Raw genomic sequence first — 13,750 nt, forward strand, 5'->3', positions numbered from 1 at the left:
TAATGATAATATGAAAAAAGTTTCTACAATTCTTAATCATCTTAAACAAAATCCTGAATTCAGGAAAATCAATACAAATGAAGCAATTCAAAGGCTAATAAATGTATTACCTATGAAACTAAAAAAAGGTATAAAGTTTGGTTATGTTAAAAACGATACTTTATACTTTGTATTAACTCATCCTGTTTATAAAATGGAGTTTGAGTATAACAAAGCTTTAATAAATTCACTATTAAGTAGTGCGCATATGACCAGTATAAAAGATGTAAAATTTTTTGTAACAAATAAAAGAGAAAAAAAACAAGAAGAGATTATTTTTTATGAAAAGTATGATGAACGGTCTTATGGAATCTTTAAAAATAGCCTAAAAGACCCTAAACTTCATAAAATATTTGAAGAGATTAGAGAGATTATAAAAAGCTCTTAAGTAGCTCTTCTCTCTTTTTATAATCACTACAATATAGTTTTACTAAATCCCAAAATTTTTTTGAATGATTTTTATGTTTTATATGAGATAATTCATGTATTACAATATACTCAATTACTTCAAGGGGAAACTTAACTAATAATATATTGAAATTTAAGCCATTTTTATAGTTACATGAGCCCCAAGTTCTTTTATTTTTTCTATATTTTATTGAACTTGGATAAAGTTTCATCTGTTTTGAATATTTATCTACAAACATAGGAATTATTCTTTTTGCCTCTTTTTTATAAAAGCTATCTAAATCTCTACAATCTAAGTTTTTATATTTTACCCCAAGATAATAAAACTCATCTTCTTTTAATCTATTTTGACTCATTTTTTTGATATTTTTTTCTATCCAAGAGAACTTTTGTTCCACAAGTTTTTTTGCATCATCTAATGTAAAATATCTATTTGCCCTAATTTGTAACACTTCACTACTTAAAATACGTAAATAGCAGTGTTTTATCTTCGCTTTTTTTTCTAATTTGACTGTAATAAACTTATTGTTTACTTTAATTTTAAATTCCAAACGCTTCCTTAAGTTACTTTTAGATACAATATCTTCATTATATTACCCGTATAATATTAACATAATGAAAATTATTAAGAGGAAAAAAGCTAATGAAAATTGCCCAGAGAATGGAGAACTTATCTCCGTCGGTTACAATGGCTATTACTGCTTTAGGGAGAGAACTCAAAGCACAAGGTAGAGACATTTTAAGTTTTAGTGCAGGTGAACCTGATTTTGACACACCAGATGTTATCAAAAATGCAGCTATAAAAGCGATTAAGGATGGTCACACGAAATATACTGCTGTTGAAGGTATCACTGAAACAAAACAAGCAATAATTAATAAGCTAAAAAGAGATCATGGACTTGAATATAGTTTAGAGCACATAGTTATTAGTAATGGAGCAAAGCATTCACTATTTAATCTTTTTCAAATTCTGTTAGATAAAGGTGATGAAGTAATTATTCCTGCTCCTTATTGGGTAACATACCCAGAGCAAGTTAAATTCTCTGATGGTGTTCCAGTATTTATAGAAACAGATGATTCTTCTAAGTTTAAAATTACTGCTACACAATTAAAAGAGGCTATCACACCTAAAACTAAAGCATTAGTTTTAAATATGCCAGCAAATCCAACAGGTGCTGTTTACTCTAAAAAAGAGTTAGAAGAGATTGGAAAAGTACTTGAAGGAACTGATATATTAGTTTTATCAGATGAGATGTATGAGAAGATTATTTATGATGGTGGGAACTTTACTGCTGCTGCACAAATTAGTCAAGATATGTTTGAAAGAACAATCACTATAAATGGACTAAGTAAAGCAGTGGCTATGACTGGATGGAGATTTGGATATATTGCAACTCCAAAAATTGAGATTGTTAAAACAATGATAAAACTTCAAGGTCAAGTAACATCAAACGTAAATAGTGTAACTCAATACGCAGCAATTCCTGCACTTGAAGGAGAAGCTGATGAAAATATTGAAGCTATGAGAAAAGAGTTTGAAAAAAGAAGAGATATTGCGGTAAAAGCATTTAACTCAATTAAAGGCGTATCATGTATTGCACCAAAAGGTGCATTTTATCTATTTGTAAACATTAAAGAGGTTACAAATAACTCAATTAAATTTTGCGAACAACTTCTTGAAGAAGAAGGAGTTGCAGTTGTTCCTGGCCTTGCTTTTGGAACAGAAGGTTATTTTAGATTCTCTTTTGCTACTGACTTAGAAAGTATAGAAAAAGGTATCCAAAGAATCAAAAACTTTATAGAAAAAAAGTAATATGACACTTCAAAAAAAAGCTACGCTTATATCTTCAAGCGTAGCTGCACTTCTAACTTTAATCAAACTTATTATTGGTATTGCAAGTGGTTCAGTTGCTGTTTTAGCTTCAGCTGTTGATTCTGTTTTAGATATGTTTGTATCTATTTTCAACTATTTTGCTATTTCAAATGCTGAGAAACCAGCAGATAAAACTTTTAATTATGGAAGAGGGAAAATCGAAGCATTAGCTTCTGTTATTGAAGGTACTATTATTACTTTTTCAGGTCTTTTCTTACTATATCAAGCAGTAAAAAAAGCATACACAAATGAAAGTTCACAATATTTAGATATATCACTAACTGTTATGGTTATTTCATTAATTATTACAATCTCTTTGGTTTTATATCTAAATTTTGTTGCAAAAAAAACAAATAATATGGTAATAAAAGCTGATGCTTTACACTATAAAACAGATGTTTATACAAATATTGCAGTTTTAATTTCACTTATTTTAGTAAACTTAACAAACTATGAGATAATAGATGCTATTGTAGGTGGTTGTATTGCAATATTTATCATATATTCTGCATTTGAACTAATTAAAGATGGTGTTTTAGTACTTTTAGATAGAGCAGTTGATGATGAGATTGTAAAAGGTATTGAAAATATTATAAGAACAAACCAAAGAGTAAATACATACCATCTACTCAAGACAAGAGAAGCAGGAAATCAAACTTTTGTAGATGTTCATTTAGTTTTTGATTGTTTAATCACGTTAATGGATGCCCATAGAACATCAGATAAAATTGAAGAGCAAATAAAAAATTTAGATAAAAAAAGAGACTGGGTAATAACAATTCATATGGACCCATATGATGATTCTATAATAAATGAGGAGAAATAATTGAAAAAGTTTTTACTTTTTTTGCTACTATTTATAACAAATATCTTTGCAGTTGATTTTGCAAATGATACACTTTATAAAGCAGATATAAACTCAAAAACCGCATATGAAATGCAAAAAAATAAAGCAATATTAATTGACGTAAGAACAAAAGCTGAATTTAAACAATCACACCCTAAAGGTGCTATAAATATCCCTATATTTTTTGCTCAAAATAATCAAAGGGTATTTAACAAAAAATTTGTATATGATGTATATAATAAAGTAAATCAAAATCAATCAAAAAAAATCATATTAATTTGTAGAAGTGGTTCTAGAACTAAATTAGCTTCAAACTTATTGGCTCACAATGGTTTTACAGATGTATATAATATCAAGAATGGTTTTGCTTATGACTGGAGTAAAACAAACCTTCCAATAGAAAAATAGTTAAAAACTTTATAAATAAATTAAGAATATTTTCTATATTATTATGGATAATTTTTATCCTTTAAAAATAATTATCCATAATACAGGAGCTATTTATGCTAAAAAATTTAACAATTTCCAAAAAACTATATTCAGGTTTTGCATTTATGCTTTTAATAATTATACTAATCTCTACAATTGGTATAATAAAAGTAAACTTTATTGATAAAACTTTAAATGAAGTTGTAGAAATAAATTCAGTAAAACAAAGATATGCAATCAATTTTAGAGGTAGTGTTCATGATAGAGCAATTGCAATAAGAGATTTAGTATTATCAAAAGATAATCAAGATTTATTATTTAAAAACTCGTTAAACGATATAAGAAGATTAGAAAGTTTTTATATAAAATCTGCAAAACCACTTAACAAAATATTTGAAGAGGGATTAAATGTCGATGAAGAAGAAAAAATTATTTTATCAAAAATAAAACAGATTGAAAAAAAAACTCTTCCTTTAATAAACAAGATTATCAATTTAAAACAAAATGGAGAAGATATTCAAGCAAAAGAACTTTTGATTAATGAAGCAAAAGACAATATTACATATTGGTTGAAAGTTATAAATGAGTTTATTGATTATCAAGAACAAAAAAATCAAATTGCAACACCAAAAGCAAGAGAGGTTGCAAGTGAATTTGCTTATACTATGATTACTTTTTTAAGTATTGCTTTAATTTTAGGAGTTTTAATTGCTTACTTTATTTCAAATCAACTTATCAAATCAGTACAAAAAGTACAAAATGGTTTAGAAAACTTTTTTAGTTTTATTAATAAACAAACATTTTCTGCAAATATCATAGATTTAGATTCAAAAGATGAATTAGGTCAAATGGCAAAAATAATTAATCAAAATATAATTACAACAGAAAAGAATATAAAACAAGATGAAGCCTTTGTTAAAGATATTGCAAGATTTGCAAAACAAATAGGAGAAGGTAATCTTTGTGCCAAAATTCAAGTAAATAGTACAACTGACTCATTACAAGAATTAAAACAGATATTAACAAAAATGCAAAGCGAATTGGAACTAAATATTGCTAAAGATATTCCTTTACTATTAAAAGTATTGGAAAGTTATAAAAACCATGATTTTACAGTAAGATTTCCTAATGCAAAAGAAAAAGTATCCCTTGCAATTAATGAACTAGGAGAAGTTATCTCTAATTTATTAAAACAATCTCTTGAAGTTGGTAAAACATTAGATGAGTCATCTTCTTTACTAATTAATAATGTAAATGAATTAAATATTAGTTCAAGTGAAGCAGCAGCGTCATTAGAACAAACATCAGCATCTCTTGAACAAATTACACAAAGTGTGAAAAGTAATTCAAGCAATGTAGAAGAGATGTCAAAACTTTCAATTGAAGTTGATTCTTCTGCAAAACAAGGGCAAGCATATGCCAAAAATACATCATTATCTATGACAGAGATAGAAGAACAAGTTTCAGCTATAAATGAAGCAATTACAGTAATAGACCAAATAGCATTTCAAACAAATATTCTTTCACTTAATGCAGCAGTTGAAGCAGCAACAGCTGGAGAATCAGGAAAAGGCTTTGCTGTTGTTGCACAAGAAGTAAGAAACCTTGCAAATAGAAGTGCACAAGCAGCCAAAGAGATAAAAGATATTGTAGAAGCTGCTACAAATAAAGCTACATTAGGAAAACAAACAAGTGATAAGATGATTGAAGGATATGAAAAACTATTAGAAAGTATTGAAAAAACTACTACTACAATAAAAGAGATTGCTGTTTCTTCACAAGAACAAGAAAATAGTATTTCACAAATAAATGATGCAATTAATCTTTTAGATAAGCAAACTCAAAAAAATGCTTCAATTGCAGCACAAACAAAAGAGATTGCTTTAAAAAATGACTCGATTTCAAAAGAGATTGTTTTAAATTTAGAAGATAAAAAGTTTAATTAGTATATTAGATAAAGAGATTCTTCTTTATCTAATATTGTTCTACTCTCTGAATTTTTTCTCATTTACTGCTTTTAAAATTTCAGTAGCTATATTAGCTGTAGTTACTGCAATATTATGAGTTTGACTAGCAACTGAAGCATTATTTTGCGTTTGTTGGTCAAGTCTAGTAATTACATCATTAATCTGCTCAATACTAATTTTTTGCTCTTTTGAAGCATCTGAAATATCTTTAATGGCTTCTGTAGTTTTATTGATATTTTCATTTAAAGATTTATATCCCTCTATCATTTCAGAAGAGATAGCTTTACCTTCATTGGCTTTTAAAGTTGCATTCTCAACAATTGTTTTAATTTGATTAGCGGCTTGTGCACTTCTACTTGCAAGGTTTCTTACTTCTTGTGCAACAACAGCAAAGCCTTTTCCTGATTCTCCAGCTGTTGCTGCTTCAACTGCTGCATTAAGTGAAAGAATATTTGTTTGAAATGCTATTTGATCTATTACTGTAATTGCTTCTGCAATTGATTGTGTTTGCTCATTAATATCATCCATTGATTTTGCAGTTGAGTTTGCTAATTTATTACCTTGATTAATAGAATTAAGTAAATCATTTGAGTGTTCTGACATATCCCCTATTCTATTTGTGTTATTGATAATTGTACTTGTAATCTCTTCAACAGCAGCTGCTGTTTCTTCCAAAGATACTGCTGTATCATTAGATGATTTATTTAAAATATCTACATTTTTAAGTAATGTTTTAGAACTCTCTTCTAAGTTTTGCCCATTTTGCTTATTCTCTTTTAGCATTTTTGTAATAATAAGACATAAGTTATTTAAACCTTTTGAAACTTTACCATCAGGATTGTCAATCATATTTACAAAATTTAAATTAGCATACTCTTCAAGAACTTTTAAAATAGGATTAATATCACTATTAACATTTGCATTAATAGTCTCAATCATTTCGTTTAATATATTCTTTAACTCATTTAAAGATTTATTTGAAGTTGATTTTTTAACTTGTACATCAAGTTTTCCATCATTAATATGATTTACAACTTCTTTAACTTCTTCAATTAATAACTTATCCTCTTCAAAACTTTTTGAAACTTGATTCATCTCTTCATTGATTTTTAATGCCATGCTTTCAAATTCATCATTACTTTTAATATCCAAAATTTTTATATCTTTTTCTTCACCTTTTAAATATTTAAAAAAGAAATTTAACCCCTCTTCTAAAGTTTGTAAAGGAGAAAGAAGCTTAATTAAACTAAATAAAAGTACAGATAAAATTATTGCTAATAAAACAATATATAAAATCACTTCTTTTGTAATACTTGAATAAATCTCACTATATATTTCCTCTTTATCTAATTGTATAACAAAATTCCAACCTGTATCTTTTATACTTGAATAAGCTGTTAAAAGCTCTTTATCCCCAAGAGTAGCTTCTGAAAAATTTAATTTTTTATCTTTACTTTTTATTTGTTTAAAAACTACACTTTGTTTATTAACTAACTTTGTATTCTTATGAATTAATAGTGTCCCATCATCATGAACTAAATAACCAAAACCACTATTTTTAAGCTTTATATTTAAAACCGATTGAACAATTGTATCTATAAATATATCTGAACCAATTACACCTAATATTTGATTATCTTTTATAAAAGGTGTATATACTGTAACAACTAATTTTTTTGTTGATACATCAATATATGGCTTAGAAATTCCTGCTTTTTTCTCCTTAATAGCTTGTTTATACCAAGGTCTTGTTCTTGAATCATAATCATCTTTTTCAATACTTAAAATTGTTCCATCTGATTGTATTAACCTTCCATCATCTTCTATTCCTAAATATACATCATAAAAGTTTCCTGCTTTTATAGCTAAGTTTAACTTATCAATAATCTCTTTACTTTCATGTGAAATATCCGAAGAAGGTAGCTCTTGTGCTAATGCATTAACAATATCAATTTTTGATTGAAAAAAACTTTGTATATATTTGGAGCTATCGGTTGCTAGTTGAAGTTCTCTTTGCTTTATACTATTATATTGTGAATTATATTCACTACTTGCACTATCATATGCTAAAAAAGTAAAAGCGATGATTATACATATAGATACAATCGCTAAAACTTTACTCTTTAGTCCACGTCTTCCCATAATTAATCCTTTTTCATGATAAATTGATTTAATTATATTACTTTTTAAAAAAATTAAAAATAAATTAAAAAATAACTTTTTTAGAATTGAAAAGTTACAAAAAGACGGAGACTTTTTGATTACATTTGAAATAATAATTTAAAAAAGAGGACTAAAAATTATCCTCTTTTTATTACTTTTTATTTCTAACGATATTTACAGCTTTAACCATATTCTCTAAACTCTGTTTTACTTCAGGCCATTTTCTTGTTTTTAATCCACAATCTGGATTAATCCATAACTGCTGTTTTGGTAAAACTTCAAGTAATGCTTCTATTTGCTCAACCATTTCATCAATACTTGGAACTCTTGGACTATGAATATCATAAACACCTGGACCAACTTCTTGTTTATATCCTACTTTCTTAAATATTTTCAGTAATTCATTTCCACTTCTTGCTGTTTCAATAGAGATTACATCTGCATCCATTGCTTCTATAGTTTTAATAATATCATTAAACTCACTATAACACATATGTGTATGAATTTGAGTATCTATTTTAGCCTTACTAACACTTAATCTAAAGTTTTCAACTGCCCATTTTTCATATTTACTAATATTCTCATTTCTTAAAGGATACCCCTCTTTAAATGCAGCTTCATCAACTTGAATCATCTTTATACCTGCATTTTGTAAATCATCTACTTCATTTGCAATTGCTAAAGCTATTTGACGTGCAACTTCATTTCTTGGTTTGTCATCCCTTACAAAAGACCAATTTAAAATTGTTACAGGACCTGTTAACATACCTTTTACTATCTTTTTAGTTCTGCTTTGTGCATATTTAATCCACTCTACTGTCATAGGATTTTCTCTTGTAACATCACCAAAAATCAGGGGTGGCTTAACGCATCTACTTCCATAAGACTGAACCCATGCATTTTTAGTAAAAGCAAATCCATCAAGTAGCTCTCCAAAATACTCAACCATATCATTTCTTTCTGGTTCACCATGAACTAGCACATCAAGTCCTATACTTTCTTGAAAAGCTATACAATCATCAATATACTCTTTTATTTGAAGTTCATACTGCTCTTTTGAAATAAGACTGTTTTTATAATCTCTTCTATTTTTTCTAATTTCTTGTGTTTGAGGAAAAGAGCCAATTGTTGTAGTTGCTAAATCTTCATATTTAAAAAACTCTCTTTGTGCTTTTATTCTATCTTCAAACTTATCTTTTCTTTCATTTGTTTTTAGTTTTGATAACTCATCTTGAACTTTTTTATTATGAATTTTTGTAGAATTTTTTCTACTTTCATTATCTTCTTGATTTCTTTTTAATTGTGATTTATCTTCTAAACTCAGCTCTTCGTTAAAAAATAGTTTAGAAACTAATTTTAACTCAAGAAGTTTTTCTTTTGCGAAACTAAGCCATGACTTTATATCACTATCAAGTGCTGTTTCATACTCTAAAGTAAAAGGTACATGTAAAAGTGAGCAAGAAGTAGATACTAAAATCTTGCTTTTTGAAACTTTTTTAGCTATTTCATCTAAAAGTTCAACTTTTTTTGAAATATTACTTTTCCATACATTTCTACCATCAATAACTCCAGCAATTAAAACTTTATTTGAAGATTCAATCTCTTCTAATACTTCAAAGTTTTTACTTCCATAAACAAAATCAAGAGCAATTGCCCAAATTGGTGTATTTACTAAAATTTTTGTTGCTTCATTTGAGTGTTCAAAATATGTAGCAACTACTACTTTTATATTTGATGAAACCTTTGAAAGTTTGTCATATACAGGTTTTATTAAAGATAATATTTTTGAATCTAAATCCTTTACAAATAAAGGTTCATCAAACTGAACTACTATCTCTTCATCAAATAAACTAAGCTCTTCTAAAAGTTTACAATATTGTTCAACTACACTATTAATATGTAAAAAAGTATCACTATTATCAACTGATTTTGAAAGACCTAAATATGTAATTGGTCCTACTAAATTTATCTTTGTTTTTACTGCAAAATCTTTTGCCTCTTTATATTCACTAATTACTTTTTTACTATTTAATTTAAACTTTGTCTCTTTTGAAATTTCTGGAACAATATAGTGATAATTTGTATTAAACCACTTTGTCATTTCCATTGCAACAGCTTCTTTATTACCTCTTGCCATTGCAAAATATAACTCTTCATCTTCTAAGTTTTCAAATCTTTTTGGAATTGCTCCAAGTAAAATTGTAGTATCTAACATATTATCATAATATGAAAAATCATTTGAAGATATATAATCTACTTTTGCACTTTTTTGATATGCCCAATGCCTCTTTTTTAACTCATTTGCTACATATTTAACTTCACCAAAGTCAACTTCACCTGACCAAAAACTCTCTAAAACTTTTTTTAGCTCTCTTTTTTCTCCAATTCTTGGAAATCCAATAACATAATTTTTAGACATTACTTTATCCTTATATTTTTATTATTTTATTTTGATATGATTTTTATTGTTATTAAGAATTAGATAGTTTGTGGTGGATGTACGCCAGTTCTTCTAAACGCAAAGAACTTACAATAGTAAGGGCATCTTGGAATAAATTTAAAAAGTGCAACAGCTAATCTTGTCTTTCTTTTAAAGATACAATCACAATGACATGGTTTACTGCTTGCAACAAAACAGCTTAATAAAATTTGTTCTTCAAGACAGACTGTTTCTTCTTCAGACTCATCTGAATAACTAAATTTTTCAAAATTAAGGTATTGCTTAAAAGTTGTAGCCATGTCATGAAGTCTTTGTGATACAGCATATGCAAGTATTGATGACAGTGAAAAATATCTTTTTTTAAACCCAAGAGGTTTCATGACTACTCCTTTTTAAATTTTTAGTACATAATTATAACTTAAAAATATTAAAATTATAAGTATAAACTATAAAAATATTAAAAATTTACAAAAAAGAGTATATTATTTACTCTTTTTTGCTTTTGCATTTGGAAGGTCTGTTATACTTCCTTCATAAATTTCTGCAGTTAAACCAACTGATTCATGCAGTGTTGGATGAGCATGTATTGTAAGAGCAATATCTTCTGCATCACAATCCATCTCAAGTGCAAGTCCAATTTCACCTAATAACTCACCAGCATTATCTCCAACAATTGCTCCACCAATTAAAGTATTGTCTTTTTTATCAAAGATAAGCTTTGTAAAGGCATTTTCACTTACATCACTTGCTAAAGCTCTACCAGAAGCAGACCAAGGAAAAGTTGAAACTTCATAATCAATTCCAGCTTCTTTTGCCTCTTTTTCAGTCAATCCTGCCCATGCAATTTCAGGGAATGTATATGCAATTGATGGAATCATTTTTGGTTCAAAAAAGTGTTTCTTACCAGCAATTACCTCAGCTGCAATATGCCCTTCATGAACACCTTTATGTGCAAGCATTGGTTGACCAACAATATCACCAACTGCAAAGATATTATCTACATTTGTTCTTAGCTGCTTATCAACTTCAATAATACCCCAATCATTTACATTAACACCTGCATTTTCAAGTCCTAACATTTTTCCATTTGCAGCTCGTCCAATAGCAACTAAAACAGCATCATAAACTATTGGTTCAGCACTTACTCCTTCACCTTCCATAGAAACATGAATTCCATCATCTTTTGCTTCTACTTTAGCAACTTTTGTATTTAACATGATGTTAAATCTATCTTTATTTGCTTTTGTATATGCTTTAATAACATCTTTATCAGCAACTGGAACCAATTGGTCTTGCATCTCAACAACATCAATAGAAGAACCTAATTTTTGATAAACAGTACCCATTTCAAGTCCAATAATTCCACCACCCATAATAAGCAGTTTTTTTGGAACTTCTTTTAATCTTAAAGCATCAGTTGAATCCCAAATTCTTGGGTCTTCATGGGGGATAAATGGTAATTCAATAGGTCTTGAACCAGCTGCAATAATTGCATTATCAAATTTTACGATTGTTTCTTCATCACCATTTTTAACTGATACACTATTTTTATCAATAAAAGTTGCAGTTCCATTAACAACTGTAACTTTTCTCATTTTAGCCATAGCAGATAAACCATCTGTTAGTTTTTTTACAACACCATCTTTATATGCAGCAACTTTATCTAACTCAATATTTGGCTTTGAAAAACTTACTCCATGATGAGAAATCTCTTCAGCCTCTTCAATTACTTTTGCTACATGTAAAAGTGCTTTTGATGGAATACATCCAACATTTAAACAAACTCCACCTAAAGTATTGTGCTTTTCTACTAAAACTACATCAAAACCTAAATCAGCACTTCTAAAAGCAGCAGAGTATCCAGCTGGCCCTGCTCCTATTACTAATACTTGTCCTTTTACTTCTTTACTCATATTTACCTCGATTTATTATAAAAGTAATAATCTAATATCACTTAGTAATTTTGATAGTGTTGTTGTAAATCGTGCACCATCTGCACCATCAATAACTCTATGGTCATAAGATAATGATAATGGAAGCATTAATTTTGGCTCAAATTTTTCACCATCCCATTTTGGTTTTATTTCAGACTTAGATAATCCTAAAATTGCAACTTCTGGTGCATTTATAATTGGAGTAAATGCTGTTCCTCCTATTCCACCAAGACTTGAGATTGTAAAACAAGCACCTTGCATATCTTGTGCTTTCAATTTTCCATCTCTTGCTTTTTTAGAAATCTCTTTTAACTCTAAAGACAACTCTTCAATTCCTTTTTTATCAACATCTTTAAGTACAGGAACAACAAGACCATTTGGAGTATCTACTGCAACTGCAATATTTATATATTTTTTATAAATAATACTTTGACCATCAGGACTTAATGATGAATTAAAATTAGGATGCAATTCTAATGCTTTTGCAACAGCTTTTAATGCAAAAACAAGCGGAGAAATTTTTACACCACTTTCTTTTTTAGCTAATAACTCATTTTGTGCTTTTCTAAACTCTTCAAGCTCAGTAATATCAGCTTCATCAAACTGTGTAACATGAGGAATCCCTACCCAGTTTCTGTGTAAACTTGGTCCAGATATTTTTTGAATTCTACTCATTTCAACAGTTTCAATTTCACCAAATTTAGAAAAATCAACTGGTTTTAACTCTGGTAAATCAAAACCAAATCCTGAACCTGTATTTGAAGAAGTTTGAGAAGATGATGTTTTACTTAATTCTGATTTTATAAATAATCTTACATCCTCTTTTAAAATTCTATTTTTTCTTCCAGTTCCAGTAACTTTTGCTAAGTCTACTCCAAACTCTCTTGCAATTCTTCTAACAGATGGTGAAGCATAAACTTTTTTAGTAGTTTTAACTGGCTCTTCTTTTAGTTGTTCAGAACTAGTTTGTACTTCTTTTTTTTGTTCTACTTCAACTTTTGCAGTAGGCTCTTTTGTCTCTTTTTTAGCAACAGGTTTTGAAGAAGCAGTAGTTTCAACTACTTTTTCAATTTTACCTATTACTGTTCCAGTAGATACTTTATCTCCTGCTTTAACAGTTAATTCAACTATTTTCCCTTTAGCTGGTGCTGGAACATCCATAGTCGCTTTTTCTGTTTCTAAAGTAATAAGCCCATCTTCTTCTTCAACTTCATCTCCAGCACTAACAGAGATTTCAATTACATCTACTTCTCCGTCTTCACCTAAATCAGGAACAACTATATCTTCTACAACACTTGAAGTTTCAACACTTTGAGACTCTTCTTGTTCTTCTTTTACTTCTTCTTTTTGTGTTTCTTCTTGCTTTGGCTCTTCTTTTGCTTCTTCCTCTTTTGGCTGTTCGTCTTGTGTACTATCTTTTTTTTTCATAGTACATACTAAATCACCTTCAGAAAGTTTATCACCTGCTTTTACATTAATTGAGTCAATAGTTCCTGAAAAACTTGCAGGAATATCCATAGAGGCTTTTTCTGTTTCTACAACAATTATTGCCTCTTCTTCTTCAATAGAGTCTCCTGCACTAACACAAACTTCAATTACTTCTACTGCTTCTCCACCAACATCTGGTAGTTTAATTTCTTCTATACTCAT

At 28.4% G+C, this 13,750-nt stretch carries 11 protein-coding genes; 5 read left to right on the forward strand and 6 right to left on the reverse strand.

Annotated features, from left to right (window positions below; translation table 11 throughout):
• The first annotated feature begins 10 nt into the window (after positions 1 to 10).
• A complete protein-coding gene (locus tag CP960_RS08475; protein ID WP_101184984.1) occupies positions 11 to 427 on the forward strand; it encodes a hypothetical protein in 417 nt (138 codons plus the stop codon).
• Here the strand turns inward: CP960_RS08475 and CP960_RS08480 are convergent.
• Positions 411 to 998 carry a M48 family metallopeptidase gene (locus tag CP960_RS08480; protein WP_101184985.1) on the reverse strand — a complete coding sequence of 196 codons (588 nt, stop codon included), beginning with the start codon at positions 996 to 998 and terminating at the stop codon, positions 411 to 413. The genes CP960_RS08475 and CP960_RS08480 overlap by 17 nt on opposite strands.
• 92 nt (positions 999 to 1,090) lie before the next feature.
• Between CP960_RS08480 and CP960_RS08485 the strand changes: the two genes are divergently transcribed.
• The 4 genes from CP960_RS08485 to CP960_RS08500 all read left to right on the forward strand — a co-directional run bounded on the left by CP960_RS08485 (position 1,091) and on the right by CP960_RS08500 (position 5,542).
• Positions 1,091 to 2,260: a pyridoxal phosphate-dependent aminotransferase gene (locus tag CP960_RS08485; RefSeq protein ID WP_101184986.1), complete on the forward strand. Its 1,170-nt coding sequence runs from the start codon at positions 1,091 to 1,093 to the stop codon at positions 2,258 to 2,260.
• A 1-nt stretch (position 2,261) separates the two neighbouring features.
• Entirely contained in the window at positions 2,262 to 3,146 is an 885-nt protein-coding gene (locus tag CP960_RS08490) for a cation diffusion facilitator family transporter (protein ID WP_101184987.1), read from the forward strand.
• Positions 3,147 to 3,575 carry a rhodanese-like domain-containing protein gene (locus tag CP960_RS08495; RefSeq protein WP_101184988.1) on the forward strand — a complete coding sequence of 143 codons (429 nt, stop codon included), beginning with the start codon at positions 3,147 to 3,149 and terminating at the stop codon, positions 3,573 to 3,575. It begins immediately after the preceding gene.
• Between the two features lie 95 nt (positions 3,576 to 3,670).
• Positions 3,671 to 5,542: a methyl-accepting chemotaxis protein gene (locus CP960_RS08500; RefSeq protein WP_101184989.1), complete on the forward strand. Its 1,872-nt coding sequence runs from the start codon at positions 3,671 to 3,673 to the stop codon at positions 5,540 to 5,542.
• Between the two features lie 39 nt (positions 5,543 to 5,581).
• Here CP960_RS08500 and CP960_RS08505 read toward each other — a convergent pair whose 3' ends face one another.
• The 5 genes from CP960_RS08505 to aceF all read right to left on the reverse strand — a co-directional run bounded on the left by CP960_RS08505 (position 5,582) and on the right by aceF (position 13,750).
• Positions 5,582 to 7,705 carry a methyl-accepting chemotaxis protein gene (locus CP960_RS08505; protein ID WP_101184990.1) on the reverse strand — a complete coding sequence of 708 codons (2,124 nt, stop codon included), beginning with the start codon at positions 7,703 to 7,705 and terminating at the stop codon, positions 5,582 to 5,584.
• A gap of 172 nt (positions 7,706 to 7,877) precedes the next feature.
• On the reverse strand, positions 7,878 to 10,145 hold the full coding sequence (gene metE, locus CP960_RS08510; RefSeq protein WP_101184991.1) for a 5-methyltetrahydropteroyltriglutamate--homocysteine S-methyltransferase: 2,268 nt from the start codon (positions 10,143 to 10,145) through the stop codon (positions 7,878 to 7,880).
• A 59-nt stretch (positions 10,146 to 10,204) separates the two neighbouring features.
• On the reverse strand, positions 10,205 to 10,546 hold the full coding sequence (locus CP960_RS08515; protein WP_101184992.1) for a hypothetical protein: 342 nt from the start codon (positions 10,544 to 10,546) through the stop codon (positions 10,205 to 10,207).
• 102 nt (positions 10,547 to 10,648) lie between these two features.
• Positions 10,649 to 12,079 (reverse strand): dihydrolipoyl dehydrogenase, encoded by a 1,431-nt coding sequence (gene lpdA, locus CP960_RS08520; protein ID WP_101184993.1) that lies wholly within the window; start codon positions 12,077 to 12,079, stop codon positions 10,649 to 10,651.
• A gap of 15 nt (positions 12,080 to 12,094) precedes the next feature.
• Positions 12,095 to 13,750, reverse strand: coding sequence for a dihydrolipoyllysine-residue acetyltransferase (aceF, locus tag CP960_RS08525; RefSeq protein ID WP_228152044.1), 1,656 nt, complete (start codon positions 13,748 to 13,750; stop codon positions 12,095 to 12,097).

The organism is Malaciobacter halophilus, assembly GCF_002837275.1.
Lineage (GTDB): Bacteria > Campylobacterota > Campylobacteria > Campylobacterales > Arcobacteraceae > Malaciobacter > Malaciobacter halophilus.